We start from the raw sequence: 26,396 nt of genomic DNA on the forward strand, positions 1-26,396 counted from the left end.
TTTCCCAAGCTGGCCGAACTCCTTTAACATGGCTATGCTAAGGGGGCCAGCAAGGAGTTATCCTCCTGATAGATCGCCCCCGTCATGGATATGGTGCCATAATGCTTTCCGACCCGTCCGCCACTTCAGCTCACCGGCGTGACTCTTCTGTCTGTCTAGCCCATATGTCAGACCCGCATCTGCCTCCTCCCAGCATCGCATGGTCTGCTTTTCTCAACAAACGTCTGCTTAGCCGCATTCTCTGGCTCAGTAAAAGACGTCATGTTCTACGCCCCTCCATCACAGCTGAACTGCTTGCAAACGTCGCATCCCATAAGGAACTTTCTGGACTACTGATCAGTGGAGACATCACCAATTTCGGTACCAAGGAAGAATACGGTCAAGCAGCTGCATGGCTATCAACTTTACCTCTAACGCCCGTGGTCGTGCCGGGGAATCACGATTTCATGGCTCCAATCTCTTACGAAAACAGTCTATCCCAATGGGAAAAATGGGCGGACAGTTCTTTCCCATTTGTCCGTTTTTTCGGAAAAGTTGCCGTTATTGGGCTCAACTCCGCTTTACCAACGCCGCCTTTTACCGCCTATGGCCGTATTGATCGGAAACAACGCCAGAAATTAGCAAGGCTCCTTGCGGAATTGGGTGAAGAAGGATACTGCCGGGTTGTCATGATTCATCACCCCCCCCGTAAAGAACTGTTGCCCTATAGAAAATCCCTTATCAATACACCTGCCGTATCCGATATCTTACGGACGTATGGGGCAGAGCTTGTTCTTCATGGGCACTCCCACGATGCCACTCTGACCACTGTTGAAGGAACAGACATTCCTCTTTTAGGGGTCGGAGCCGCAGGCATGGACAGTCAAAACCCTCAGCGTAAAGCATCATGGAATCATCTGACTTTCACCCCTCATCATGAGGGCTGGCAAATCAAGCTGATGCGCAGGGACCATAAAGGCCATCTTTTTTCTCGCATGGAATGGCTTTCCACCACTCCTGTAAGGCAGATAGTATGTTAATACGAAGCAACCTGCCAACACTGGACCGTTATTTGCTCCGGCAGATGGTCCCGCCTTTTGCAGTTGCGCTAGGGACCATGCTGGTTACTCTCTTGTTGGAACGACTACTAACACTGTTCAACCATTTGGCGAGCAGTGGCAGTTCGATTGCAACCCTGATTACACTCCTTAGTGATCTCCTGCCGCATTATATGGGGCTAGCCCTCCCAGCAGCGCTCTGCATTGCGATCTTCATGACCGTCAATCGGATGAGCGAGCATAATGAAATTGATGTGCTGTGCGCCGCTCACATTTCCCTGCTGCGTATCAGTCAGCCCTACATCAAAGTTGGCGCCATTCTAGCCGTTCTCAGCTTACTTCTTTATGGCTACATTCAGCCAATCGCTCGCTATGACTACCGAGAGGGGTTCTACTTCGCCAAACATACAGGCTGGGCTCCCCACCTGCAGTCCGGCATGTTTGCTTCAACATCATCCAGTACGATGCTGACAGCAGATCGTGTTGATCATGGCGGCTCCCACCTGAAGAACATTTTTATCCGTAACCTAAAAGAGAATGGCAACATCGAGCTGATAACGGCTCCTAGAGGGTTGCTGACCCTTTCCGAACGAGATCAGGCAACACAACTTGATCTCTGGGATGGGCAAGTCGTCCATCTGAACAAACCGGCCATACCTGACAATCACGCCACCATCATCCATTTCGAACATATCGCCCGTGTGATCGAACGCAGTAAAAATCGGCGGAGTTTTCGTTCCAGAGGGGATGATGAACGAGAAATGACCACACCTGAATTGTTTCAGGCCCTCCGTCATGGATCTCCACGCCTGCCCTATATCGTTCTTCGTTCAGAGATGGATTTCCGCCTAGCACGGGCTATCGGCATCATGTTCATTCCCCTACTAGCCATCGCCTTTGCTATTGGGAGAAAACGGCGGAAATCTGTAATTGGACAGATTACGCTCGCCCTCATTCTGGTTGGTTTTAATGAGGTACTTCTGTTCGGACACAGTATGGCATCTAGCGGAAAAATGTCTGTCTGGCTGGCAATCTGGGTACCCGAAACCCTTTTTTGCCTTGGGTGCACAGCCGCCCTGCTCGCACGCTCCCAAGTTTCTTGGCGTAACAGAAAGCCGACCTTACTGAACAAGGCATCTTCATGAGTTCTCCACTGGCAACACCAACCCTCCTGAAGATCTTTCTTAAACCGCTTCTTAGTAAAATTTTGCTCTGCTGCGGTGTTCTAACGGCCCTTCTTGAAATTCTGGCCCTGCTAGATGATGCCTCTACTATTCTGGACCGACATTTAGGGATCAACGGGCTATTCAAATATATAGGCCTGCACCTGCCAACACTTATGGTAGAAATCATGCCTCTGTCTGTCATGATCGGTGGCTTGTTTACTCTTCTACAGATGGCTCTTTCCAGCGAGATTGCCGTATTAAGGGCTGCTGGCCTTTCTACCCTCAACATGTTCCGGTACCTTCTACCCATTCCTCTACTACTCGGTCTTATGTGCATGGTAGTGCAGTTATGGGCCGTCCCCCCCTGTGAACAGGAACTAAACCGTTGGTGGAATGAAGGGGCAACTCAAGCTAATGCAACAGATGATCTACACAGTCTATGGTTCCGTCTCGGGCAGGACATCATTCACGTCGGCACCATCAGCCATGGTGGACGCTCCCTTACCGAAGTCATTTTTTACCACCGTCAGTTAGAGACCGGAAACCTGATTGGCAGCCAATACTTTAAGCACCTAACCTATGAAAATGGACAATGGGTCAATCATGGCGAGGCCAGACAGCTTGTCATTCTCAAAGAACAAACCCAGGCGCAACTCAACAGTGAGGCAGCCCCCCCCATCCTAAAAGCCACTCCGCAGGAAATCATCAATATGACACTGCAGGGTGTCTATTATACGCCACATCAATTCTGGAAAATTTTCTCGGGGAAAGCGCCTTCCAATTTACCTAGGTCAAATTATTTGATGGCACTATGTGCCATACTTATGCTGCCGGTACAGATGGCTGTGATGCTTCTCATCACTCTACCCATCACCTATATTCCGCCCCGTGCGGGATTGCGGAACCCACTGCCGGTGTATGTCATGGCGGCTGGTCTGGGAGTGGTCATTCTCCAGGGGATGATTTCAGCTCTGGGAAATTCAGGTTCCCTTCCCATATTAATCGCTATAAGTTCAGGCCAGATCGTGGCAGCCCTGTTTGGTCTGGCATGGATACTGCGGATGGAGGAAAAATGAGTACGTTCAAACAATTTTTCCAAGGCACAACTCTGATGCAAAAAGGCAGGAGTTATGACTTGGGAAAAATGAATCTTTCGCAGTTATGGGCGGCTTACCTCACTTACCCGACGATCCTGCTGTATTTTGCTCTGATCATTGGTACAGCCGTGCTCAGCCTGTACCTGCATCATAGCTGGTGGGGGGTCATCATCCCCATCCCTGTCATCATCGCTGTGTATCCAACAGCTTGGTACATCATTCACCGTTACATCTTGCATGGGCGTTGGTTCTATCGGAACCCGATCACAGCCTCCATGTGGAAACGCATCCATTTTGATCATCATCAAGATCCCCATCTTCTAGAAGTGCTATTCGGGTCACCGTTGAACACTGTTCCAACCATGATGGTCATCACCATGCCCATAGGCTGGCTGATCGGTGGCTGGGGTGGTGCCTTTTCTGCACTCTCCACGGCTCTGGTCATGACCTGCATCTATGAGTTCTTCCATTGTATCCAGCATTTGGCATACAAACCTCGCTGGCAGTGGGTTGTGTATATCAAGCAGCTTCATGTCCTACATCATTTCCACGATGAAGATGGCAATTACGGTATTACCAACTATCTGCCGGACCGGCTAATGGGCACCTTCTATCGTTCCGCCAAGGAACGTCCCCGTAGCCCGTATGTCTTCAATTTGGGCTATACGGTAGAAGAAGCAGAACGTTATCCCTGGGTTATGCGGCGGACTGGTGCTCCGCCTCGTGATCGGCCCGATCCTGCCCGTGCACCTAAAAACGAAGAGCTTTCCAAGAGCGCATGAGTATTTCGGTACTGATCCTCGCTGGGTCACGGGATGGTGAACGTGACCCGCTAGCACGTATGGGCAATGTATCTCATAAAGCACTTTTGCCCATTCAGAATATCCCCATGATCGAACGTGTTCTCCATACGCTGGAACAAGTTCCCGAAATTGGGCGAATATGGGTGAGTATCGAGCAGCCTGACCTGCTGGCGTATTTAAAGGATCGCATCACCCTCTTACAGGCTGCCCGCTCTCCGAGTGAGAGTGTCGCTCAAGCGCTCGACCTTATCGGTACCCCCTGCCTCGTCACTACAGCAGACCATGCCCTACTCCGCCCTGAGTGGGTTACGGAGTTTCTCACAAAAAGTCAGAAAGCTGATGTCGATCTGACCGCAGCTATCGCCCTGAAAAGCACCATTTTACGAGACATACCCCAAACAAAACGAACCTATATTCGTCTTTCAGACATGCATTTCTCGGGATGTAACCTTTTCTGGATGGCATCTCCCCGATCCAAAGCGGTTGTCACGCTTTGGCAGCATCTTCAGCGTTATCGGAAGAAACCTCTCCGTATGGCTATGATATTGGGCCTGCCCATTATTCTGCGCACTCTTACCCGCACACTCAGTTCCAAACGACTTGAGCGGCGTATCCATACCCTCACGGGTGCTAAGATACAGCTCATTCCTCTTTCCGATGGTCGGGCTGCCGTTGATGTCGATAAACCTGCAGATGCTATCCTCGTAGAGCAACTACTTAGTCAAAGTTAAAGTACCCATGCTGCCTGTGAACGGACAGCATGGGGAAAAAGCATATATCTTATTTAAAAACTTGCTGTTTTAGATTGAAGAGAACTGGCCCCAGGCCGCGCCGTATTTTCTTGAAGTCAACCAAAGTGACATCCCCCGCAGCAGAGAGCGTGTGCATACCATCCGGATAATCCTTAATTTCCGGGACATGCAAAGGAATGGAATCACCTCCGCATATTGAAGGACGTCCTTTTTTAAAGCCGCTGATCCGGAGCAAGCGGATACCACCGCCATAAGTCTCTGAACAATCCTGAACAGGCAGAACAACCTCACCATCTTCTATGAAAGGCGTCCCCCCCGGGCGAGCACCGCTACGATCAATCAAAAAGTGGCCCATATCACACCACGGACCTGTCAGTTCCTCTGCCAACGCAATATGCAATGTGCTTTGACGAGCCAATTTCGGGGTGGGTGGCGTCCAAAATAGCCACCAACGCCCCGCATGATGAAGCGGCGTTGCATCAATCGCCCCGATGGGAAAATCAAACGTAGGGACACGTTCCCACTCATAAGGAAAGGACGTGGCTTTGTAGAGGGTCAGGCGTCCCGACTTGTAGGCCTCGGGCAGCATGTAAACGCATCCCTCATGCTGAAACACGTAGGGGTAAGACAGATGCCACTCCTCACTCAGTACACAGCGCCGTTCCTGTAAAGCAAAATGCTCATCATAAATGAGTACCTCAATGATACCCTTCCCCTGAGCATAATCATAATATTCCGCAAAAACATGCAAATGCCCTGCATGCCACAGGCCAAAAGGATCTGCCAAAAATCCTTCTTTTCCGCAGGATGGCAGGAAGGTCATGTCGATGTCATCCAGACTATTTTGTCGGATAATCTGCTCAAAAGGCGCATGCAGAATGGCTGAACGCCAGTAATCCATTTTAAACAGTTTCATCTCTTATCATCCTAGGGATACATGTTCATAAAATCACTACGTAGCATATAGAGCCATCTTCTCCAGTGGAAGAGCTCGCTTTTTCTCTACCTACAGCTGACAGTTAGACCGTCTTTCTGTAATTTCCTACTTTGATACCTCATCTCACCACGGCCTAAGGATTTCATGAATGTCCATCTCATACAACGTTGATACCGCTATCAATATTCGCTTTCATGCAGCCCTTAGCCTGGTCAAGGAAGCCTCAGCCCTTGCCTTAAAAATGCAACCTGAACCCGGAAAACCTGTAGCTGACCTTAAAGGCCATCAGGATTACGTCACGGAAGCAGACAAAACGGTGGAACAATTTATCACCACTCGCCTGAACTCCCTTTTCCCTGAAGATGCCTTTCTAGGGGAAGAGCATGGCGGCACTTCGACAGGGCTTTTCCGATGGGTAATCGACCCCATTGATGGAACATCCAACTACGCCAGAGGGCGTAATCGCTGGTGCATCTCCCTTGGTCTTATGTATCAGGATATCCCCGTCGCTGGCATCATAGAGGCTCCTGCCATTGGGGAGACTTTTACAGCCAGAAAAGGAAAAGGGGCTTTCCTTAATGGACGTCCCATCAAGGCCTCCGCTACCGAAAACATGAGGGAAGCCATGGTAGAAATCGGCTGGTCACCTTATGTTCCCGAAGGATGGTACCCTGAAAAAATGCAGGCACTGCTCCATAAAGGCGTCATGCCTCGTTCACTGGGCTCCGGAGCTCTAGCTCTAGCTGACGTTGCCTGTGGCCGCTCCGATGGATATCACGAATATGTCATTTTCCTATGGGATGTTGCTGCAGCTCTGGTCCTTCTTGAAGAAGCTGGAGCTCGTGTATCACCCTTCCTAAAAATGGGAGGCCTGACACAGCGCACGACCATTCTAGCGGGAGCCCCCATGATTGCCTCTACCCTTTCCGACATACTAGGCGTTACGCTGGATTAAGTTTATAATCCTTGCGTGCGCATGTTTTCAGCTCACAGGAGATCCCCCAATGTCCAAATCATTTTCCTCTATATTGCGAACAGCTTCTATCACTGCAGGAGCAGGCCTACTCGCTCTAAGTGCCTACGCGAGTGATGCAGCAGCAGCCAAAGCCTCCAAGCAACAGGCTCTGGTAAACAAAGCTACTTTCGCTGTACAGTCCGCCCTTCTTGATTCCAAAATTAAGGAAAATACGGCCCATATTCTTCATGAAACAAAGGCCGTTGTAATCTGCCCTGATGTTACAAAGATGTCCCTCGTCTTTGGTGGAAGCGGCGGCCGATGCGTTCTGCTAGCCCGTGGTGCTAACAACTCTTGGTCTGATCCAGCTTTCTATCACCTGAGTGCTGGCTCCTTTGGTATTCAAGCTGGCTATCAGCATAGCCAGTTGTTCTTCTTCGTTACATCTCAAAAAGCTCTGTTGAACCTCATGGATCATGAGTTTAGCTTTGATGCCAGTGCCGATGCTGCTTTCGGGAACAATAGCAGCAGCACGCAGAACACCCCCAAAGAGGTCTATGCTATGCAGAAGACAAAAGGGGTTTCCGCTGGGGTATCTCTTGGCAGCAGCAAACTAAAACCAGATAGCGAAGCAAACCGCGCTTACTATCACCAGGTTGTTGGGCCGGAGGACATTGTCGTCCGTATGCAGGTTAATAACAAAGCTGCCGATCCGTTGCGTCGGGTCGTAATGAAGGCTTTTAACCAGTAACACTCGTCAGGAGAGCATCATTCTACTTCAAATGATGCTCTTTCCTTCGTGACCTATTACACTGAATCGAAATAGAACTACGGGGAAAGAGCTTTTTTCACCCGCCGGTAGGCACGTACATGATCAGTCTGCTCGGCAAGCGTCCGGGCGAAACTATGCCCTCCGTGTCCTGTTGCTACAAAATACAAAGCATCTCCCATAGCCGGATGAGCTGCCGCTTCGAGGGCTTCACGCCCCGGAGAACAAATAGGCCCAGGCGGCAGACCTGAATGAAGATAGCTATTATAGGGGCTATCAAACTGTAGGTCTTCATGAGTTAAGGGACGAGGCAAAGTACCCTCTCCATCACTCAACGCATAAATGACTGTGGGATCTGTCTGAAGCTTCATACCCTGTTTTAGCCGGTTCAGAAAAACCCGTGCAATCTGCGGGCGTTCCTCAGCAACGGAAGTTTCCCTTTCTATGAGGGACGCAAGAATTAATAACTCTTCTGGTGAAGTAATAATCCCCTGCAAAGCGACCTGATCACGCCCCGCCCACACATCTTGAAGCGTCTTCGTCATCAGACTCGTCATATGTTGAAGAAGCACCTGACGTTCCATTCCCCAAACATAAAAAAATGTCTGCGGCGCTACCTGCCCTTCTGCAAAAGCGGGTAGCTGCCCCTGTAAGGCCGGAGCTTGCATCAGTACTGTTGTTATATGTTTGGCTGTTAACCCCTCTGGGATCGTCAGGCTATGAGTAACCGGGCGGCCATGCCGGAGAATATCCAGGCTATGTGCCATGGAGACTTGCTCTGGGAATCTCAGTTCCGCTGCATGAATACTTCCCTGCGAGCGGGTGACATACATGGCTATCTTAAAAAATAGGGACGACACCGCCCCACGTGCCACGACACCATTGTCCTGAAGCGCAGCGACAACCCGATCCACCCCACCCTTAGGGATAATGACTATACGCTCAGATTGTAGAGGCCCCGGATCTGTGTAGTGACCATACCCTGCAAAGGCAGTTCCACCAACTGCAACTAGAAACAGGGTAAAAAGTCGCCCCTTGGTCAGAAGGCGAAAGCGTTTCTTGACCCCGCCTTCCTTCTCTCCATCGGGAGCAGGAGTCTCCGATGAAACGTTAGTGCCTTCGCATTCTGATACAGGTTCCTGCGCCATAGTCTTACCTCAAGCTAACAAAAATCTGCATCAGACGATCACATCAGTCTTTAAACCGTTTCAAGATAAGGCTGGCATTAGTCCCACCGAAGCCGAAGCTATTGGAAAGGGCGATATCCACCTGCTTCTCTTTCGCCTTATGGGGAATACGGTCCATGACACTCTCGCTGGATGGCTCATCCAAATTAAGCGTTGGTGGCAGAATACCATCACGCATAGCCTGAAGGCAGAAAATAGCCTCCACGGCACCAGCAGCTCCAAGCAAATGACCAATTGCGGACTTTGTAGAAGACATGCTCGTTCCAGCAGCAGCATCGCCGAACAAGCGTTCTACGGCACCAAGCTCCAAATCATCAGCCATAGTAGATGTGCCGTGAGCATTGACATAGCCAATATCGGCAGGAGCAACCCGAGCATCCTTCAATGCGGCCTGCATAGCACGGTAGGCACCTTCATGATTCTCAGCCGGAGCCGTAATATGGTAGGCATCGCCGGAGAGGCCATAACCACCAATCTCACCATAAATCTTGGCACCACGACGCTTTGCATGTTCGTACTCTTCCAGTACGACCACACCAGCCCCCTCACCCATGACGAACCCATCACGTTCCTTATCCCAAGGACGAGAAGCTTTTGTCGGGTCCTCATTAAAGCCTGTTGAAAGGGCACGGGCTGAACAGAATCCGGCAATCCCAAGCTCACAGATGGCAGATTCTGCACCGCCAGCAATCATAACCTTGGCATCGCCATGCTGGATCAAACGAGACGCATCACCGATTGCGTGCGTACCAGAGGCGCATGCTGTCACCACTGCATGATTCGGCCCTTTGAAGCCATAGCGAATGGACAGATGACCTGCCGTAAGATTAATCAACGAGGATGGGATGAAAAATGGAGAAAGACGGCGAGCCTTACCGGCAGCCACAGCCAGAGAATTATCGTAAATCGTCTTCAGACCGCCAATACCAGAGCCGATCATAACGCCAGTAGCACAACGATCTTCCTCTGATTCTGGCTTCCAGCCAGAATCTTCTACAGCCTGAATACCTGCTGCCAAACCAAGATGGATGAAACGATCCATCTTTTTCTGTTCTTTGACAGGAACCCAATCAGAAAGGGTCAGCCCACCTTCTTCAGTCGAACCGGAAGGAACTTCCCCCGCAATCCGAGCTGGAAGGCCAGACGCATCAAACTGCGTAATCGGACCAATACCAGACTGCGAATTGATAAGGCGCTTCCATGTCAGTTCTGCACCAACAGCCAACGGGCTTACTACGCCTATTCCCGTAACGACCACACGTTTTCTGTCCGTTCCAGAGCCGCTCATCGCCGCCTTACCTCACAATTCATAAATACGCATAAAGCGAAACGGGTATGTTCCGCTTCGCTCTTTCAGGACGGAAGCGAGCCGATACCCGATCAGCCCGTTCCATCATCCAATCCCTCTATAAGGAATTAGGCAGCTTTCTGCTTGGTGATGTACTCGATAGCATCATTCACAGTAGCGATCTTCTCGGCAGCATCTTCCGGAATCTCAACAGAGAATGCTTCCTCAAAAGCCATGACCAGCTCAACCGTGTCCAAGCTGTCAGCACCCAGATCGTCAATGAAGGAAGCATCCGGCTTCACCTGATCCGCATCGACGCCCAAATGTTCTACGACGATCTTCTTCACCTTATCAGCGATTTCGTTGCTCATCTGCCTTAAATCCTTGCTACCCTTCCCGGGTGTTTCTAAGAAAAAACCTGCCTGCTTTTCAGCTTCTGGACATCAAAAAATGTCCGGCAATGAAGCCATACTCTGATCCTTGGTCAGGCCAAGCAGGCCGCGCTTAGCATGTTTTTCTGCAAACGCCAACTTTTTCAGACCATGGCCATCCCACCATTAACATGCAGCGTCGTGCCCGTCACCCATCCAGCCTCGTCTGAAGCCAGATAAACCACAGCAGCAGCCACATCTTCCGGGCGGCCCATGCGGCCCAGCGGAATATTCCCCAACAGCTTCTCCCGCACGGCCTCTGGCAGCACGTCTGTCATGGCAGTTTCTACAAAGCCCGGTGCCACAACATTCACTGTGACGCCACGGCGACCGACTTCCTGAGCGAGAGATTTGCTCATTCCTACGATACCGGCTTTAGCCGCAGCGTAATTAGCCTGCCCCGGATTACCAGTCGTTCCCACAATGGACGAAATGGAAATAATGCGCCCACTACGCCGACGCTGCATACCCTTCAGAGCCGCACGGGCCAGACGAAACGGGCTTTCCAGATCGACTTTGAGAACCTGCGCCCAATCATCATCCTTCATCCGCACAGCAAGCGTATCCCGTGTCAGGCCAGCGTTATTGACGAGAATATCCAGCGGCTGACCAGCTACCTCTTCTGCACGGCTGACCAGCTCATCTGCCTGTGCATCATCCGACAGATTAGCAGGAACGATATGTACACGCTCACTACCCAGAGCTGCTGCCACATCCTGCAGGGCACCTTCCCGTGTCCCGCTCAGCACAACAATTGCACCACGCTCATGCAACTGACGAGCAATAGCGGCACCAATACCACCGGAGGCCCCAGTTATCAGGGCCAATTTACCAGAAAGAGAAAACATCAAGACTACTCCCTTAGAGGCTCTTCAACATTGTTTCGATTTCTGCCGGGGTTCCAGCATAGTCTGTTCCCAGATCTGGCACGATGCGGCGAGCCAACCCAGTCAGTACCTTCCCAGCTCCTAGCTCATGCTGGCATGTAATGTCCTTACCCGGCATGGAAAGCACCGTTTCCCGCCAACGCACACGCCCGGTGATCTGCTTAACCAACAAGTCCCGAATTTCATCCGGCTGAGATACGCTCTCTGCCATAACATTGGCAATAACAGGAATACTGGCCAGATGAAGTTCTGCACTGGCCAGAGCCTCTTGCATCTCTTCCGCAGCAGGTGCCATCAAAGAAGAATGAAAAGGTGCTGATACCGGCAATTTCACCACACGACGGATCCCTCTATCCTTCGCTGCGGCCATGGCACGGTCTATCGCATCCATGTGCCCGGAAATAACGATCTGCCCGCCACCATTATCATTGGCAACTTCCAGAACCTCACTTTGTGCACATTCAGCACAAATCTCTTGCGCCACCTCAGGCTCCACGCCAAGAAGCGCGGCCATACCTCCCTGGCCAACCGGAACAGCCCGCTGCATCGCCTGACCACGCAACCGCAAAAGCCGAGCTCCTTCGGCAATACTCATGACGCCAGCCGCTGTTAGAGCGGCATATTCGCCAAGAGAATGTCCAGCCAGCAGTGAGGCCTTATCCTTCAGGGCAAAACCACCCTCATGCTCCAATGCCCGAACGGCTGCCATAGATACAGCAAACAGAGCAGGCTGAGTATTTTCTGTTGCTTTCAGCTCGTCAGGGTCACCCTCAAAAATTAGATGAGAAAGCTTTACCTTGAGCGCTTCGTCTACTTCTTCAAACACAGCACGGGCGACAGGGAAAGCCTTGTACAGCTCCAACCCCATCCCGACAGACTGACTGCCCTGACCGGGAAACACAAATGCATGACGAGCCATGCAGACACCTCCAACTTACAATTTATCAACGTTGATACTGAAACAGTTTCAGCGAGGAATCAGACGCCCGCGCTGCCATGATTCCGCAGCCTCTCCCGGACTCATTCCATCAATACTGACTGCATAATCAAGGGCACTCATGACCTTGTTGCTCAGCATCATGATGGAAAGCTCATCAAGCAGGTCTTCGTCCACCTCATCGCGGAGCCCTTTCCGAAGCACCAGTCTGGCTGTCTGCACTTCTCCAGCAAGCAAATCCCCATCTGGCAGTGTCTCCAACATATCACTATGAAAGATCGCATGAGGCTGCCACACCGCAACAAGAGGGCAGTGCCCAGCATCCTCCGCCTGCTTCAGACGTGAAAAGACTTCCTCTGTCGCCACAACATCCAGCGGAAGTTCTTTAAGGTCTGGACGCTGTCCAAACATCTTCTCCACAAAAGGAAGAGCATTGGCTGTGGTCAGAAGAGATGTAAAATCCCCCGCACCCCAGCCAGCACCTTTACCAGCAGTTCTCAGAGCAGAAAATTGCAATTCAGGATGATAAAGACTGCCGATGACCTCATGCCCGTGAGAGCGGATCACCTCATCTTGCGGGAACCATGCGGAAACCAGAATATCAACTTCACCATCATCTAAAGACGGAAGGCGTTCATCACGGCTCAAATCAGCATAGGCAACCTCTTCACCATTCGCCTCGATGACACGGGCCACGCCGCTAGCACAAGCGGCATGCAACGCCGTGTAAAGATGACCAATCGTGAGATATGACATGAGACAGCCTCGCATGATGAAAAAACAAACCCGGGATAGCCACAGCCCGGCAGTTTGTGAAGCCCTGCTCCCACTTTTCCATCAGTGAAAACAGGCTTGCTCTGGGGGTATTTCCTCCCCCGTTACCAGATTTTGACCCGCTGCTCCGGCGGCAGATACAGCTTATCCCCTACCTTCACATCAAAGACCTGATACCAAAGGTCAATATTATGAACCGGCATATTAACTCGACTGGTTGCCGGAGCATGTTCATTAGACAGTACCTGACGCTTCAAAGCATCCGGTCTGTCTTTTTCACGCCAGACCTGTGCCCATCCCAAAAAGACCCGCTGATCTCCTGTCCAACCATGCAGGGGCGTATCTACCCTGCCATGTAGACTATCGTGATAAGCCTGTAGAGCCAGATTCAACCCACCAAGATCGGCAATATTCTCCCCCATAGTCATCCGGCCATTCACATGTAAACCGGGGAACACTTCCTCTGCGTCATACTGGGCACCGAGCTTTTTCGCTCTTGCTTCAAATGCCTGAGAAGATGCGTTGCTCCACCAGTCATGCAAGCGACCATACTCGTCATAATGACGCCCCTGATCATCAAAACCATGACTCATCTCATGCCCAATGACGCCACCGATCCCACCATAATTGACGGCCATATCCCCCTTTGGATCAAAAAAAGGCGGTTGGAGAATGGCTGCCGGGAAGACGATTTCATTCTTTACTGGGTCGTTATAGGCATTCACGGTCTGAGGCGTCATATCCCATTCATCCCGATCCACGGGACGATCCAGCTGATCCAACCGATGATGCCAGTTAAAAGCAGTACTGCGAACTGCATTGCCGTAAACATCACCCGGACGGATATCCAATGCCGAATAATCCCACCACTTACAGGGATAACCGACCTGCATGGCAAAATGGTCCAACTTGATAAGCGCAGCCTGACGGGTGGGGGCGTCCATCCAATCATTATGCTCCAACCGCCAACGGAAGGCTTTTTTCAGCTCCTGAACCAGACCGGTGATCCGCTCCTTGGCCTCTGGCGGGAAATAACGCTGCACATAAAAACGCCCCAGTGCCCACCCCATGGCCGCATTTGTAGCACGAATAGCTCGTTTCCAACGCACAGGTTGGGCCGCCACGCCTGTCAGCACCCGGCCATTAAAATCAAACGAGGCATCTGAGAACTCGTGCGACAAATAAGGAGCTGCATTATCAGCCAAATGAAAAGCCAGCCATGCCTTGACCGTTTCCTTATCGGCTCCAGCGATGATCCGTGTCATGGCAGCGATGGACTTCGGTTCCCGAACATCCACAACACGCTCCACCAAGCCAGCCTCTGGCAAGCCCATGGTCCGTAGATACGTCACCCAGTCCACATCAGGCGCTAGAGCAATGAGCTCCTTCACCTTCATTGGATTAAACATCTTTAGCGGATCTCGTGTCTGGTCACGGGGCGTTTCCACTTTAGCCAGAGCCGTCTCCAGAGCTACAACAGTCGAGGCCTCATTCACAGGATCGGGGCAATCCAACAAAGCCAGCATCTTAGCAACATAGCCACGATAGGCATTCTTCTGTGTGGCCAGAGCTGGATTACTATAATAGCTGATATCTGGCAGCCCAAGACCACCACTAATCCCGATACTCATGCCCTGATCCAGCATCAGCATGTAATGTGTCGGGTCCTGCTGGTTCTGTTCAATATCCAGAGCGAAGGGACTATACATTAAAGAACTAGCAGCGAGCCCGAACAGATGCGCTAGAGATGATCTATCATCCAGATTCCGTATCTGCTCCAGTTCTGCCTCTAAAGGAGTGCCGCCTTTGGCATCAACGGCGGCCTGATCCAGAAAACTACTATAGTAAGTCGCTAACTGACCCTTTTCATTCCCTACTTCAGCATAAGGTAGCAGATCTTCCAGAAGGGCTTTCTGCCTCGCCTGTGTCAGCTCGGCAAGAATATGAAATGGGCCATAACTGCTCATGTCATCAGGAATCTTCAGTTGCCTGATGTAACGGCCATTCGCATAAGTGAAGAAATCCCGCCCCGGTGACACTGCCGGGTCCATACCGGGCTGATCGAACCCCCAACCATTTTCATAGGCATGTACTGTCTGGGCCTGAGAGTGTCCGATACTTTCTCCTCCCATGACAAGTCCTGCCCCCAGGGCCATGAGGACGCTGCACTGCTTCAATGCGGCACGGAATGATGGAACTTTCATGAAAACATCCAGACTAGAATGAGGACAGGATAATGCAGATCAGTTCAGGCTTGCTGAAGCTGACGAGCGAATGATTTTTGTTTCCAGGCGATTAGACCATGCATTCCCTTAGCTAGCCATTGCTGCATACGGGAATGAGGCGTCAGACCGGATGTCTTCAGGATCATGGCGGTAACACGGTCAAGATGCCTCTGCTGATAAAAGGATAGAGCGCGGGCCATATATGCGGCAATACAGCTTTTATGATCGTAAGACTGAAACTGCTCAGAGTTAGTGATATAAAAAGCCGTAGCGAGCTCGTCATCCTCACTTTCCATCACACGACTCAATGCAATGCGTAGGCGGAACCAACGGCCTAATTTCTCTCGCTCCAGATAGCGATGCATATTATCATAGAACAGTTTGAAATGCCGGTACTCATCCGCCGCAATCTGCTTACAAACGGCCTTCAGAACGGGTTCCTCCGTAGCATCTGCCAGTGCCGTATAAAAAGAGGATGTACCGGTCTCCACCATACAGCGGGCAATCAGCTCTCCTGTCCGAGAACCTCGGATGGATGAAGAAACATCTGTATCTATCTTATAGGCTTCCCGATAACGCTCGAAAGCTGCGGCATAATCCCATCCCGGATCTGCCAGCATAGCCCATTTACCCAGCGCATCACCATGCTGAACCTCCTCTTCTGCCCAGTTCTGTGCGGCATCCCGAAAACCGGAATCATCATGGAAGACATTCTGAAGGTAGCAAGTGTAGTCGCGCGCATTTCTCTCCACCACGGAGGCTGCTTTTACAAGGGCTAGAATGTCAGGGTTCACTTTTGTCGCATCAAAAGCGGCCCAATCCATTTGATCAATCTGCCAATGTTTCATAAAGACATCCCCATTTCCCGCGATGGCATTAACACTTCATGCATTTACCATACTTTTCAGATGGCATAGCGTCCATCTTTTGGGTAGGTGTAGGCGGCCAACTCTGGAGACAAAAGCTAGATGACTGAACAGACCTGCCCCTTGCCTCAGACGGCCACGCTCCGGCACGACTGGACACGCGAAGAAGCAGAAGCCCTGCTTGCGCTGCCCTTTCCGGAGCTGATCTTCCAAGCACAGCTGGCACACCGACAATTCTTTGACCCTACAAAGGTCCAAATTTCGACCTTGCTTTCCATCAAAAGCGGTGGCTGCCCGGAAGACTGCTCTTACTGTCCGCAAAGTGCCCATCATGACAAGCGCATGGCCGCCGAGAAACTCATGCCACTGGAGCGTGTCATCGCTGATGCGAAACGCTCCAAAGAAGCTGGTGCCGGGCGGTTCTGCATGGGGGCAGCATGGCGTGCTCCAAAAGATCGGGATCTGGACGCTGTCTGCCGCATGGTCGAAGAGGTCAAGGCTCTCGGACTAGAAACCTGCCTGACCATCGGGATGCTGACGCCTAGTCAATCTGCCCGCCTAAGAGAGGCCGGACTGGATTATTACAACCATAATCTTGATACGTCAGAAGATTTCTACGGCAAAATCATCACAACACGCACCTATCAGGAACGCTTAGATACTCTGGCTAATGTGCGAGATGCTGGCATCAAGGTCTGTTGTGGTGGGATCATTGGCATGGGTGAAGACACGCAGGATCGTGCAGGACTACTGACGACTCTGGCCAATCTACCAACCCATCCAGAAAGTGTTCCCATCAATCTTCTCGTCCGTGTAGAGGGCACGCCGCTGGCTGATGAAGAAGCTGTGGACCCGATCACGTTTGCTCGTGTCATTGCTACAGCCCGCATCATGATGCCTGCTAGCCATGTCCGCCTTGCCGCAGGACGTGAGAATATGTCTGAATCCACACATGCACTTTGCTTCCTTGCGGGTGCGAACTCTATTTTCTGGGGTGAGAAACTGCTCACAACTCCCAATCCAGCACAGAACAGAGATACGGAACTTCTCTCCCTGCTGGGTATGAGCCCTATGATGCAGAACACAGCAACGGCCTGACCTTCTTGCCATGCTATGACGAAAACGCCCCAGAACTTATTGCTCTGGGGCGTTTTTTTGAGGCTAGTCTTACTGCTTAGCCTGTTCCCGATTACTATCCCTGAGCCGCATCAGGACATTCTCGGCAGCCTTTTCTCGTCCCATGCCGCGCAAGGCTCTAACTTCTAGACGCAATGCCCGCCGCATAGCCTCATAATCCGTCTCTTCTCTGCGAGCCTTAGCCAGTGATTCGGCACTATCAGCAGCGGACTGCCAGTTTTGATCCATGATCAGACGCCAGATAAGAAGCTCTTTGAGATCAGTCTGATCTTCCTCATCTCTACTGGAGGTAAGATAAGTAATAGCCTCTTCCAGACCAGCCCGATCAGACATTGCTGCAGCAACAAGACCGCCCAGCGCATAGGCTCTAAAGCGTGTCCTCTCATCTAGGCTGTTTCTGGCCAGTCGTGCCTCAGCTGCAGCGTCCTGCCACTGGCCCTGACCATAGAAAACAGAAGCACGCACAAGGTGCAAATCAGTCTGTTGCGCCTCAGTCCACCCTCTTACCGTCAATGCGTCCGATACTCTTCGAAGGGTTTCTAGGCTGGCTTTGTAATCCTTCAAGCGTAAATCACTGGTGGCTAGGTTGAAACCAGCATCATGAATTCCCTGGGAATCATCAACTAGGAACGCCCGATCCAAAGCTTCAGCATAATGCTGCTGAGCCTGTTGGACATAACCAAGGTTAAACACACTGTCCGCAGCTTCCATTCTAACGGCGTAGCGCTGATCCTCCCACTCACCGGAGCCGCTTGAGCATCCCCCAAGAGATCCTACGAACAGCGATAGAGGCACAATGATATGATGAAACCTCATGGTCGTACCTCATGAGCCGAGAGCCTACGATTAGGCCTGTGCTTCTTTCCTCCACTGCCGCCCAGCAACCAGAGGCCTCGCAACTGATCACTCAATTTACGTAAACTGTCTGCCGTAGCTTCAGCTTCTGCCAGAACAGCAGGAAGTTGCTCGGTCGCATCGGCTACATTACGGATGCTACGTTTTACCTCCGGTCCAGAATCTTTCAGTCCGTTGGTCAGATGATGCACGTTCCGCATCACGCCATTGGCTTCATTCAACGTAACCTGCAGCTGACGCTCCAACGGCTGTACGCTCTCAATCGCCTTGTTTAATGATGCCAGAATCGTGTTGATACGCTGGGCAGTCTCTTCCTTCGACAACAAGGCACCGGCTGTCCCCTTACCCGCGTGCAGATCCACCATAATATCTTTGGCCTGCTTCGTAATTTCTTCTACATTATCCATGGCCGGGAGCAGCCTAGCACGCAGGTCTAACAATGTCTGAACAATCATATCCGCCGGATTAGGCTCTACTCTGGTATTCAGCACGGCATAATCCCAATTCAGCGGCTCGCCCTGCCCGCGGGTAATTTCAATATACCCCGCACCTGCCACAACAAGACGACGCTTGATAGTCGCTATGCTATCACTACGGATATAGCGTTCAAAATGAGGTTCTATAGTCCCTTCCGCATACATACGGCCTGATTCATTAAGGTCTAGCCGACGGATCTCTCCGACACGAACCCCCATAACCTCAATATCATTATTAACGGCCAGACCAGCTACACCGCTTTCCGGCAAAACAAAATGAAGACGCCCTGCTGGTGTCAGCCACTGCTTGAGAAACCCGGCTTCAACCAAAACGGCGGTAAGAATGACAAGAGCCAGCAAAACAAGCAGCCCTACCCACTCATCCACGAAAGAGCTCCTAAATAAAGGAGCCGCAAGACCGGAACGCCGACGTAAACGTAAAGGACGCATCACATATCTCTCACTTTACGAGACCATTACTACCAAGGCGAAAACGTTGCATCCCAGGTCTGGCATAACCAGCCCAAGCGGAACGTTCCGAACCGATCCATACGACGGCACACCCCCGCTCCCGTGCCGCGGTCAGTTCTGTCAAAAAGGCATTATACAGCTCTATCGGCCCACCAAGATTGATAGGATTTTCCAACAGAAGCAAGGAGGGCCTGTTCATGAACGTCCTCACATACTCCGAACGCTTCCTGTCCAACAGGGAGAGTTTTTCCGGTAGCTGGGTAGGCAGGCCAGGCAGACCGAATGATTCGGCTAGATGAACGGCTTCCAACACAAGTTTATCGTAAGATGTGCGGCTATGATGCAGGCTAGGCCATAGGATGTTCATGTGCATTTCATAGAGGTCGATCCAACCACTATCATCCGTTATGCGGCCAATCCGTCCCCGTAATGCCTGCGCCCGTTTCTCATCCAGCTCTGCCCAATTCAAACCCATGCAACTGACCGTCCCCTGTCCTTTACCCGTACTAGGGTCCGGCTTGACCGGTAGAAGACCAACACAGAAATCCGTGAACTGAGCAGCGCGGAAACTATCACGACACTCCACAAACACACATTCACCGGGTTCAAGGGACAGATTGTACTTTACCGAAGGCAGCCCCGTGGAATCAGAAAACGGAACGGCATCATCCAACTTCAGGACAAAGCCATAATCCCCCCCCTCTGAAAGAGTCGCATTCTCTACCATCAGAGGCTCCCCAGAATGATATCAATCAGCACATTGATAACCAGAATGGACATAATGCCACGTGAGAAACCACGTGGCATGAACGTGGTTAGATTATCCTCTGCTGTTACATCCATGCCAGACAAACAGCAGCACAAACCAACACTTGCTCCACTGAGAAGGAATTTCAGAGGAATGCCGACATAGTCACCCGGTTCCATACTGTTGATCACATCAAAGATGAACGACCAGATTGAGGATGTGACAATCCCTTTCATCCAGCAGGCCACATATCCCATACCCAGGGCAATAACACTGAAAATCGTTCCCAATGTAATCCCGCTAACAGTCGTAGCGATGGTACGCGGCACCACAAAAACTAGGAAAGGATCAATCCCCATACCATTCAGGGTATTGAGCCGTCCGCTAGTTGTCAGGGTGCCCATTTCTGTCAGCATCAACATACCAGAACGCCCCAGCAGAATGACACCGACTAGAATGGGGGCAATTTCCCGCAGCAGAACACTGGAAAGAAGGCTTCCTGTCATCTGGGCCATACCTGCAAAACCCAGCCAGTACACAGCCTGTGAGACAAGCCCCAACCCCGTGATGACGGCTACCACCACCACGCTAAAAAACCCGCTACCTACCAATTGCCGCAGATTGCGCCGGAACTCGATGATAACCGTTCGCCGCCATGAGCTAGGACGAAGCGTTTCATATACAACCCCCCACGCCGCTCCGATCATGATGAGAAAGAAGCGTGGCTGAGAGCGAGCAAAGCGGCCCAGCATGGCCAGACCACTATTGATGACAGCAAAGCGTTCTGAGAAATTCATGATCTCTCCGCCGCCGTGCTTTCACTCCGGCCTGCCAAGATATAGCTATTGGAGATACCATTATTGGGCAGGAAGAACTCCCCTCTCAGACGGAACAGGAAAACACCCTGCAATGTCTGATAGGCTCGCTCCGAAACCTGAATCTGTCCACCATCAGGGGCATTGTGCGCCAAAGCTTCGGCCATCGTGAGCCCTTCACCCCACAGGTTGAAGATATCACGCCTTTCCCCGAAATAAGCAACAAGGACGGGACCGACATCAATACCAATGCGGAACATGAGCTGCGTATTCATCTGGGCAATAACCATCAGACAAGCTTCACGAATACCGATAGCTGCCTCTGCCAGATGCACAGCGCCTTCTGCATCAATGCTCTGAGAGCAACTGCCCAAGAAGATGAAACGGTTTCCCGCTACCTGTGCCGAGAACAGACCACGTTCTCTGGCAATACCCTCAATTTTCCCGCCAAGCTCTGCAACCAACTCCAACATGGCCTGTGCCGTATCACGGTTAGAAGAATAGGCCTCGGAAAATTCCAGCACCATAATCGGCACTGTCGGGTAAAGACCCGGCATGGGAGGAACCCCATTGCCCTCCTCCTCCGGATGGATGAGAAAGCCCTCGACAATGCGCATTGGGGATCTAGCTGATCGCCCCGTAGTGCCCACCGCCGTAGCTGCGGTTCCACCCTGAAGCTGCGCCGTCTTCTTTTCTTCCTCCTGCACATGCCCAAAACGAACAGCCAAAACAGAAGCAAGCAGCGCTATAACCCGATCTGCCTCATCCAGCTGGTAGGGGTCCTCCAGCATGATAGCCCCTACGGGACGATGCTCCTCCACAACCGGCATGAAGAATAGGTGCTTAGCACCAATCATCCGCATGACCACACGCTGTAAACTCTGAAAACGCTGATCTTCCCCTGCATCCGGCAAGTCAACGTCATGCCCGCTTTCAAGACACTCAAACACACCAGGATGGCCATTTCTAGTGAGCTCCATGCCTGACCCGTGGGCATCCCTGCCTCGGTCGAACATATCCTCACATAGCAGCCTGTCCCCATCCGCCAGCAAACGCCAGACACTGGCACGACGGGCTGCTGCACGTTCGGCCAAAGCCTCACAGAAATAGGGCTGTTCTTGTTCCGGGTTCAGTAACCCCTCGGTATTGGTGATCTTCAAAAGGACGGCATTATCCTCCTTCTTCTTATCATCAAGAACCGTCAAATCCTTTTGGAGCCTTTCAACCCGCCTCCCCTGATAGATCAACCCCAAAGCAAGAACCAAAGCCAGTCCTACAATAACGATAGAAAAGTAGACCGCCTGTTTCTGTACAGCGTGTGTAAAGCTGGCGAAGTCACTTTCAGGCGCATTGAGCAACAACACCCACGACCGCTTAGCCAAAGGCATGGCTGAAGCAATAGTGACATAATTCTGCCCCCTAGCCTGCACCATCCCCGTCCCATCCCCCATGACACGGAACACGTTAAGTGCCCTGACAAAAACGGGTTGTGTCTTGGGGTCCAGATGCACATTTTCTGCATCAAAACCGGGCTTACCAACATCCATCATGTTGTGACCGGCAATCACATGGCCGCTAAGGTCCACGATCACAGCCTGCCCACTTTTGCCCACCTTAAGGCTGTTGACGAACTGTGTTAGCCGATTCAACGAAATGCTGATAGCGAACACAACATGCCGTCCATCCAGTGTCCTGAATGCCAGAGAAGCCGTCACAATAAACTGATGAGTCGAGAGGTAAGGATAAGGGTCTGTCCAAAACAGACGACGATCCGGCGCACGACTTTCAAAATGGAGTGCCCCTTTATACCAAGGACGCAACCGGGGATCGTACCCTTCCGCCGATAGCCTATCCGTGGAAATAAAACGACCATCCTTGTCGGTCAGCCTGTGCCGATAATACGGAGCTCCATCCTCAATCTGAAGTGTTGTCTCCTCGTACTGCCCATCCCGCCGGGCAGACATCCAAAAATGTCCCTGATCATCTGCCAGATAGAAACTATCCACATGAGGGATACCCCGCAGGACAGAACGCCCCAGCGTCATGAAGGCATTAGCATTTGCCTGCATGTCCGTGCTGGTGAGCATCCCACTAGCCATGAAAGAAATCCCCGTTGCCGGAGACAGATAATGGCTAACTTCCTCGGTAATATAACGCTGCTGGCTTTTAAGAAGATTTCGTGAGAGGGTAATCGCCCCTTCCCGCATGGTCCGATATGTGTACAGCGTGACGACACCAATGGTCATAATGACCAAAATCACGCCCAAAATTGGCCCTATGAACTGAAAAAGCTGCCAGCGCCGTCCTGTGGTATCAATGGCAGGATCAATGATCTCATCTGTCGGCAAGGCTCTAGAATCCCCCTTAGTCATCCGGTATCCCGAAATGATCCCTTGTATGCCATGCTGGAATAGGGTGAAGGTCCCTCTTCTGTAGCCACCACTATTATGCGGACACTGATGAAGCGCAACCATCTTTCACGCCGTGCTGTCATTTCGTTCACAGGAAATGACAAAACCAGCTTTCTAAACGGCCTTATAACCAATGATTTACAGACCCTTTCTGGGCAAGATATCATCTGGGCGGCTATGCTCAATGCGCAAGGGCGCATACAAGCATTATTTTTTCTCTGGAAAACTGAAAATGCCCTCCTCTTGGACCTTCCAGAAGATCAAGCCGAATCTCTCTTAAAAACCCTACGTCGTTTCAGACTAAGAGCCGATGTTCAGATGGAGCGAATGGAAGCCACCGTTCTGACAGGCCCGCCAGATAGCCCACGGCCAGAGAATGCTTTGATCCATGCGTCAGACCCCCGCCATCCTGCGCTGGGATGGCGGGCCATCATCCCGACCTCCTCACTGCATGACGAAGCGGCCTGCCGCACTGAGGCCGAATCCCTACTTACCCGGCGGCTGCGCCTCGGGGTTCTAGCCGACGAAGACATCACTCCCGGCCAGACACTGGCCCTAGAAGCCAACATGGATCACCTGCATGGTATTTCATGGACCAAAGGGTGCTATTTAGGTCAGGAAGTCACGGCCCGAACCCACTACCGAGGACTCATTAAAAGGCGTATCCTGCCCATCAGTACCGCCAATGGAGACGCTCTGCCCGATAGTGGGGCTATAACCTTGGACGGACAGGATGTCGGCGAAATCAGGTCACATGCCGGGCGACATGGGCTAGCCCTACTCCACCGCCGAGCATGGAACGCTACCGAACTACAGCTAAACGACCAAGCCATCACGCTGAACTGGCCTGACTGGCTGCCCAACGCCCCGGAATCATCAGAGAAACAGGACAGCTGACATGCAATGGAAACCTATTACCGAACCAACACTGACCAATCTGGTAGATCAGGTCTCATTCAATGAACAAGGGCTCATTAGTGCCATCGCACAAGATGAAGCAGGAGAAGTTCTCATGCTTGCGTGGATGAACCGGGAAGCCTTATCCGAGACGCTCTCTACAGGACGGGTCTGTTATTACTCCCGCAGTCGGGGCAAGCTTTGGCGCAAAGGAGAAAGTTCCGGACAGGAGCAGCATCTTCTTGCTGCCTCCTTGGACTGTGATACTGACTGCCTGCTTCTGACTGTCCAACAAAAGGGTGTTGCCTGCCATACAGGGCGGCGCAGCTGCTTCTATCAGGCACTAACTCCCGCCGGCCTTACAAACCTGACCAGTCCAAACATTGACCCCACAAATCTGTACGGAACAACCTCTTCTTCCTGAAGACTGAAATAACTGACAAAAAAAGCCCTTCCCACCACATAAAGGGTAGGAAGGGCACCACCATCATTCTTCACAGTATGGTCAGAGAAGACCTTCAGCATGATGTTTCAGGTGATCCTGTATGAAGCTCTGAACAAACCAATAAGAATGATCATACCCTTCATGTCGGCGCAACTTCAGGGACTGGCCAGCAGCCTTGGCCGCCTGCTCCAAACGGTCCGGTCGCAGGCGATCCAGAAACTCATCATCGTTCCCCTGATCTACCAGCAGGGTTCCCGGGTGGATTCTGCCAGAGTCCAGAAGCAGGCAAGGATCATACTGCGTCCATTCCGCCTCATACCCCCCGAAATAGCTAGCTGCCACCTTGCGGCCCCAGTCCACCTGAGATGGCGATGAAATCGGCGCGAAAGCTGAAACAGTCCTCCATGCTCCAGCATCGCCCAGCGCAATGGACAGAGCGCCCATGCCTCCCATCGAGTGTCCCATAATCCCACGATGTCCAACCTTGATGGGGAAATGTTCCTCTATCAAAGTTGGGAGTTCGTTGCGCACGTAGGACCCCATACGGTAATGCGCCGCCCACGGATCGGACGTGGCGTCCACATAATAGCCTGCGCCTGTGCCCAGATCATACGCCTCATCTTCACCAGCTACGTCAGCTCCCCGTGGGGAAGTATCTGGCGCTACCAAAGCAAGGCCATATTTTGCCGCATAACGAATGGCATTGCTTTTGATAAGAAACGTATCCTGCGTACAAGTCAGCCCCGCTAGAACATGAACAACCGGTACCTGAGTGCCGGCAAGGGCCTGCGGCGGCAGGAATAAATTAACTCGTGCAGGCAGCCCAAGTTCTTGCGACTGATGGGAGAGGAAATGAATTTCCCCTCCGCAACAGGCATGGCGTTCGATCAGCGTAAAAGGGTTATCTGTCATAGCGTGTAATTCACGACGTTACGGATGCCCTCACCACGCTCCATCATCTCGAAGCCCTTGTTGATGTCATCCAGCTTCATCTCATGGGTAATCAGGTCATCAATATTGATGCGCCCTTCCATGTACCAATCTACGATCTTCGGAACGTCCGTACGTCCACGGGCACCGCCAAAGGCCGAACCGATCCAGCGGCGGCCTGTCACAAGCTGGAAGGGACGTGTGCTGATTTCCTGCCCTGCACCGGCAACGCCGATCACACAAGAAACACCCCAGCCACGATGTGCACTTTCCAGAGCCTGACGCATCAAACCAACATTGCCAACGCACTCGAAGGTATAATCAGCACCACCACCCGTCATCTCGATAAGATGGCCGACCAGATCGCCTTTTTCACCTAGATCTTTAGGATTAACGAAATCCGTCATGCCAAACTTACGGGCAATAGCTTCACGCTCTGGATTGATGTCGATACCAATAATCCGATTGGCCCCGACCATCTTCGCACCCTGAATGACGTTCAACCCGATACCACCGAGACCGAACACAGCCACAGTGGACCCAGCCTCTACCTTGGCGGTGAACAGCACAGCACCGATACCAGTCGTCACACCGCACCCGATGTAGCAGACCTTGTCAAACGGTGCATCGGGACGGATTTTGGCCAGCGCAATTTCTGGCATGACCGTGAAATTAGCAAATGTGGAACAGCCCATATAATGATGAACTGGCTTCCCCTTGTAGGAAAAGCGCGTCGTCCCATCCGGCATCAGACCCTTACCCTGTGTACCACGAATGGACGTGCACAGATTTGTCTTGCGAGAAAGGCAGGACGGACATTCACGACATTCCGGCGTGTAAAGGGGAATAACATGGTCGCCCGGCTTTAAGTGCTTCACCCCGGCACCAACTTCGCGAACGATTCCAGCACCTTCATGGCCTAGAATGGATGGGAAAAGGCCTTCTGGATCATTACCAGAAAGTGTATATTTGTCTGTGTGGCACAGTCCCGTAGCCATGATTTCCACCAGAACTTCACCCTCACGGGGGCCTGCCAACTGAACAGTATCAACGACCAGTGGCTTCCCTGCTTCAAGGGCAATTGCAGCGCGAACGTCCAT

General features: G+C 51.7%; 26 protein-coding genes. 10 read left to right on the forward strand and 16 right to left on the reverse strand.

The annotated features are described in order from the left end of the window. Positions 1-101 precede the first annotated feature (101 nt). The 5 genes from AL01_RS01805 to AL01_RS01825 are packed head-to-tail and all read left to right on the forward strand — an operon-like array spanning position 102 to position 4,834. On the forward strand, positions 102-1,019 hold the full coding sequence (locus AL01_RS01805) for a metallophosphoesterase family protein (RefSeq protein ID WP_077395554.1): 918 nt from the start codon (positions 102-104) through the stop codon (positions 1,017-1,019). Then, complete coding sequence (locus AL01_RS01810; RefSeq protein ID WP_077395555.1) at positions 1,013-2,182, forward strand: LptF/LptG family permease; 1,170 nt, start codon at positions 1,013-1,015, stop codon at positions 2,180-2,182. Before AL01_RS01805 ends, AL01_RS01810 begins: the two co-directional genes overlap by 7 nt. Next, positions 2,179-3,279 (forward strand): LptF/LptG family permease, encoded by a 1,101-nt coding sequence (locus AL01_RS01815; RefSeq protein ID WP_077395556.1) that lies wholly within the window; start codon positions 2,179-2,181, stop codon positions 3,277-3,279. Before AL01_RS01810 ends, AL01_RS01815 begins: the two co-directional genes overlap by 4 nt. Then, positions 3,276-4,082 (forward strand): sterol desaturase family protein, encoded by an 807-nt coding sequence (locus AL01_RS01820; RefSeq protein WP_077395557.1) that lies wholly within the window; start codon positions 3,276-3,278, stop codon positions 4,080-4,082. Before AL01_RS01815 ends, AL01_RS01820 begins: the two co-directional genes overlap by 4 nt. Then, positions 4,079-4,834 (forward strand): nucleotidyltransferase family protein, encoded by a 756-nt coding sequence (locus AL01_RS01825; protein WP_077395558.1) that lies wholly within the window; start codon positions 4,079-4,081, stop codon positions 4,832-4,834. Before AL01_RS01820 ends, AL01_RS01825 begins: the two co-directional genes overlap by 4 nt. A 49-nt stretch (positions 4,835-4,883) precedes the next feature. Here the strand turns inward: AL01_RS01825 and AL01_RS01830 are convergent, their stop codons facing one another. Continuing rightward, positions 4,884-5,771, reverse strand: a complete 888-nt coding sequence (locus AL01_RS01830; protein WP_077395559.1) for a glucosamine inositolphosphorylceramide transferase family protein — start codon at positions 5,769-5,771, stop codon at positions 4,884-4,886. A 169-nt stretch (positions 5,772-5,940) separates the two neighbouring features. On the opposite strand from AL01_RS01830, the gene AL01_RS01835 reads away from it, so the two are divergent. Together AL01_RS01835 and AL01_RS01840 are read left to right on the forward strand one after the other, a co-directional pair. After that, positions 5,941-6,747, forward strand: a complete 807-nt coding sequence (locus tag AL01_RS01835) for an inositol monophosphatase family protein (protein WP_077395560.1) — start codon at positions 5,941-5,943, stop codon at positions 6,745-6,747. 49 nt (positions 6,748-6,796) lie between these two features. Then, positions 6,797-7,498, forward strand: coding sequence for a lipid-binding SYLF domain-containing protein (locus AL01_RS01840; RefSeq protein ID WP_077395561.1), 702 nt, complete (start codon positions 6,797-6,799; stop codon positions 7,496-7,498). Between the two features lie 77 nt (positions 7,499-7,575). Here the strand turns inward: AL01_RS01840 and mltG are convergent, their stop codons facing one another. From mltG to AL01_RS01880, 8 genes are all read right to left on the reverse strand, one after another. Then, a complete protein-coding gene (gene mltG / locus AL01_RS01845; RefSeq protein ID WP_077395562.1) occupies positions 7,576-8,664 on the reverse strand; it encodes an endolytic transglycosylase MltG in 1,089 nt (362 codons plus the stop codon). 43 nt (positions 8,665-8,707) lie between these two features. Beyond that, entirely contained in the window at positions 8,708-9,991 is a 1,284-nt protein-coding gene (gene fabF / locus AL01_RS01850) for a beta-ketoacyl-ACP synthase II (RefSeq protein ID WP_077395563.1), read from the reverse strand. A 128-nt stretch (positions 9,992-10,119) separates the two neighbouring features. Continuing rightward, a complete protein-coding gene (locus AL01_RS01855; protein ID WP_077395564.1) occupies positions 10,120-10,362 on the reverse strand; it encodes an acyl carrier protein in 243 nt (80 codons plus the stop codon). A 164-nt stretch (positions 10,363-10,526) separates the two neighbouring features. Next, positions 10,527-11,270 (reverse strand): 3-oxoacyl-[acyl-carrier-protein] reductase, encoded by a 744-nt coding sequence (gene fabG, locus AL01_RS01860; RefSeq protein WP_077395565.1) that lies wholly within the window; start codon positions 11,268-11,270, stop codon positions 10,527-10,529. A gap of 13 nt (positions 11,271-11,283) precedes the next feature. Further along, positions 11,284-12,228, reverse strand: a complete 945-nt coding sequence (gene fabD / locus AL01_RS01865; protein ID WP_077395566.1) for an ACP S-malonyltransferase — start codon at positions 12,226-12,228, stop codon at positions 11,284-11,286. 48 nt (positions 12,229-12,276) lie between these two features. After that, positions 12,277-13,002, reverse strand: a complete 726-nt coding sequence (locus tag AL01_RS01870; RefSeq protein WP_158075915.1) for a glycine betaine ABC transporter substrate-binding protein — start codon at positions 13,000-13,002, stop codon at positions 12,277-12,279. A 122-nt stretch (positions 13,003-13,124) separates the two neighbouring features. Continuing rightward, positions 13,125-15,224, reverse strand: coding sequence for a M13 family metallopeptidase (locus AL01_RS01875; protein WP_077395568.1), 2,100 nt, complete (start codon positions 15,222-15,224; stop codon positions 13,125-13,127). Between the two features lie 44 nt (positions 15,225-15,268). Next, entirely contained in the window at positions 15,269-16,093 is an 825-nt protein-coding gene (locus tag AL01_RS01880; protein ID WP_077395569.1) for an acyl-ACP desaturase, read from the reverse strand. 120 nt (positions 16,094-16,213) lie between these two features. Between AL01_RS01880 and bioB the strand changes: the two genes are divergently transcribed. After that, positions 16,214-17,209 (forward strand): biotin synthase BioB, encoded by a 996-nt coding sequence (gene bioB / locus AL01_RS01885; protein WP_077395570.1) that lies wholly within the window; start codon positions 16,214-16,216, stop codon positions 17,207-17,209. Between the two features lie 69 nt (positions 17,210-17,278). Here bioB and AL01_RS01890 read toward each other — a convergent pair whose 3' ends face one another. The 5 genes from AL01_RS01890 to AL01_RS01910 form a co-directional block, all read right to left on the reverse strand. Further along, positions 17,279-18,064, reverse strand: coding sequence for a hypothetical protein (locus AL01_RS01890; RefSeq protein ID WP_143280635.1), 786 nt, complete (start codon positions 18,062-18,064; stop codon positions 17,279-17,281). Then, positions 18,061-18,966, reverse strand: coding sequence for an MlaD family protein (locus AL01_RS01895; protein WP_241502652.1), 906 nt, complete (start codon positions 18,964-18,966; stop codon positions 18,061-18,063). The genes AL01_RS01890 and AL01_RS01895 overlap by 4 nt, the downstream gene beginning before the upstream one ends. A 73-nt stretch (positions 18,967-19,039) precedes the next feature. Continuing rightward, the gene (locus AL01_RS01900; RefSeq protein WP_077395573.1) at positions 19,040-19,777 is read right to left on the reverse strand and encodes a P-loop NTPase family protein; all 738 of its coding nucleotides are present in this window, start codon (positions 19,775-19,777) and stop codon (positions 19,040-19,042) included. Continuing rightward, positions 19,777-20,595, reverse strand: a complete 819-nt coding sequence (locus tag AL01_RS01905; RefSeq protein WP_193791523.1) for an MlaE family ABC transporter permease — start codon at positions 20,593-20,595, stop codon at positions 19,777-19,779. Before AL01_RS01905 ends, AL01_RS01900 begins: the two co-directional genes overlap by 1 nt. Then, positions 20,592-22,985, reverse strand: coding sequence for a cache domain-containing protein (locus tag AL01_RS01910; RefSeq protein WP_241502653.1), 2,394 nt, complete (start codon positions 22,983-22,985; stop codon positions 20,592-20,594). Before AL01_RS01910 ends, AL01_RS01905 begins: the two co-directional genes overlap by 4 nt. Positions 22,986-23,072: 87 nt before the next feature. Here AL01_RS01910 and ygfZ point away from each other — a divergent pair, with 87 nt between their 5' ends. Next, a complete protein-coding gene (gene ygfZ, locus AL01_RS01915) occupies positions 23,073-23,921 on the forward strand; it encodes a CAF17-like 4Fe-4S cluster assembly/insertion protein YgfZ (protein ID WP_241502654.1) in 849 nt (282 codons plus the stop codon). 1 nt (position 23,922) lies between these two features. Further along, positions 23,923-24,345: a phosphoribosyl-AMP cyclohydrolase gene (gene hisI / locus AL01_RS01920; protein WP_077395576.1), complete on the forward strand. Its 423-nt coding sequence runs from the start codon at positions 23,923-23,925 to the stop codon at positions 24,343-24,345. 81 nt (positions 24,346-24,426) lie between these two features. On the opposite strand, the gene fghA is transcribed toward hisI, so the two are convergent. Together fghA and AL01_RS01930 are read right to left on the reverse strand one after the other, a co-directional pair. Further along, complete coding sequence (gene fghA / locus AL01_RS01925) at positions 24,427-25,278, reverse strand: S-formylglutathione hydrolase (RefSeq protein ID WP_077395577.1); 852 nt, start codon at positions 25,276-25,278, stop codon at positions 24,427-24,429. Beyond that, the gene (locus tag AL01_RS01930) at positions 25,275-26,396 is read right to left on the reverse strand and encodes an S-(hydroxymethyl)glutathione dehydrogenase/class III alcohol dehydrogenase (protein WP_077395578.1); all 1,122 of its coding nucleotides are present in this window, start codon (positions 26,394-26,396) and stop codon (positions 25,275-25,277) included. The genes fghA and AL01_RS01930 overlap by 4 nt, the downstream gene beginning before the upstream one ends.

This window comes from Bombella intestini (genome assembly GCF_002003665.1).
GTDB classification, from domain to species: Bacteria; Pseudomonadota; Alphaproteobacteria; order Acetobacterales; family Acetobacteraceae; genus Bombella; species Bombella intestini.

Coding starts and splice junctions, on each gene's coding strand:
- AL01_RS01820 (WP_077395557.1), top strand. CDS start 3,276: ATGAGTACGTTCAAACAATTTTTCCAAGGCACAACTCTGATGCAAAAA.
- AL01_RS01835 (WP_077395560.1), top strand. CDS start 5,941: ATGTCCATCTCATACAACGTTGATACCGCTATCAATATTCGCTTTCAT.
- fabD (WP_077395566.1), bottom strand. CDS start 12,228: ATGGCTCGTCATGCATTTGTGTTTCCCGGTCAGGGCAGTCAGTCTGTC.
- fabG (WP_077395565.1), bottom strand. CDS start 11,270: ATGTTTTCTCTTTCTGGTAAATTGGCCCTGATAACTGGGGCCTCCGGT.
- AL01_RS01880 (WP_077395569.1), bottom strand. CDS start 16,093: ATGAAACATTGGCAGATTGATCAAATGGATTGGGCCGCTTTTGATGCG.
- AL01_RS01840 (WP_077395561.1), top strand. CDS start 6,797: ATGTCCAAATCATTTTCCTCTATATTGCGAACAGCTTCTATCACTGCA.
- fghA (WP_077395577.1), bottom strand. CDS start 25,278: ATGACAGATAACCCTTTTACGCTGATCGAACGCCATGCCTGTTGCGGA.
- AL01_RS01870 (WP_158075915.1), bottom strand. CDS start 13,002: ATGTCATATCTCACGATTGGTCATCTTTACACGGCGTTGCATGCCGCT.
- AL01_RS01855 (WP_077395564.1), bottom strand. CDS start 10,362: ATGAGCAACGAAATCGCTGATAAGGTGAAGAAGATCGTCGTAGAACAT.
- bioB (WP_077395570.1), top strand. CDS start 16,214: ATGACTGAACAGACCTGCCCCTTGCCTCAGACGGCCACGCTCCGGCAC.
- AL01_RS01875 (WP_077395568.1), bottom strand. CDS start 15,224: ATGAAAGTTCCATCATTCCGTGCCGCATTGAAGCAGTGCAGCGTCCTC.
- mltG (WP_077395562.1), bottom strand. CDS start 8,664: ATGGCGCAGGAACCTGTATCAGAATGCGAAGGCACTAACGTTTCATCG.
- AL01_RS01890 (WP_143280635.1), bottom strand. CDS start 18,064: ATGAGGTTTCATCATATCATTGTGCCTCTATCGCTGTTCGTAGGATCT.
- AL01_RS01905 (WP_193791523.1), bottom strand. CDS start 20,595: ATGAATTTCTCAGAACGCTTTGCTGTCATCAATAGTGGTCTGGCCATG.
- AL01_RS01805 (WP_077395554.1), top strand. CDS start 102: ATGCTTTCCGACCCGTCCGCCACTTCAGCTCACCGGCGTGACTCTTCT.
- AL01_RS01825 (WP_077395558.1), top strand. CDS start 4,079: ATGAGTATTTCGGTACTGATCCTCGCTGGGTCACGGGATGGTGAACGT.
- AL01_RS01815 (WP_077395556.1), top strand. CDS start 2,179: ATGAGTTCTCCACTGGCAACACCAACCCTCCTGAAGATCTTTCTTAAA.
- AL01_RS01810 (WP_077395555.1), top strand. CDS start 1,013: ATGTTAATACGAAGCAACCTGCCAACACTGGACCGTTATTTGCTCCGG.
- fabF (WP_077395563.1), bottom strand. CDS start 9,991: ATGAGCGGCTCTGGAACGGACAGAAAACGTGTGGTCGTTACGGGAATA.
- AL01_RS01900 (WP_077395573.1), bottom strand. CDS start 19,777: ATGGTAGAGAATGCGACTCTTTCAGAGGGGGGGGATTATGGCTTTGTC.
- hisI (WP_077395576.1), top strand. CDS start 23,923: ATGCAATGGAAACCTATTACCGAACCAACACTGACCAATCTGGTAGAT.
- AL01_RS01830 (WP_077395559.1), bottom strand. CDS start 5,771: ATGAAACTGTTTAAAATGGATTACTGGCGTTCAGCCATTCTGCATGCG.
- AL01_RS01910 (WP_241502653.1), bottom strand. CDS start 22,985: ATGACTAAGGGGGATTCTAGAGCCTTGCCGACAGATGAGATCATTGAT.
- AL01_RS01930 (WP_077395578.1), bottom strand. CDS start 26,396: ATGGACGTTCGCGCTGCAATTGCCCTTGAAGCAGGGAAGCCACTGGTC.
- ygfZ (WP_241502654.1), top strand. CDS start 23,073: ATGAAGCGCAACCATCTTTCACGCCGTGCTGTCATTTCGTTCACAGGA.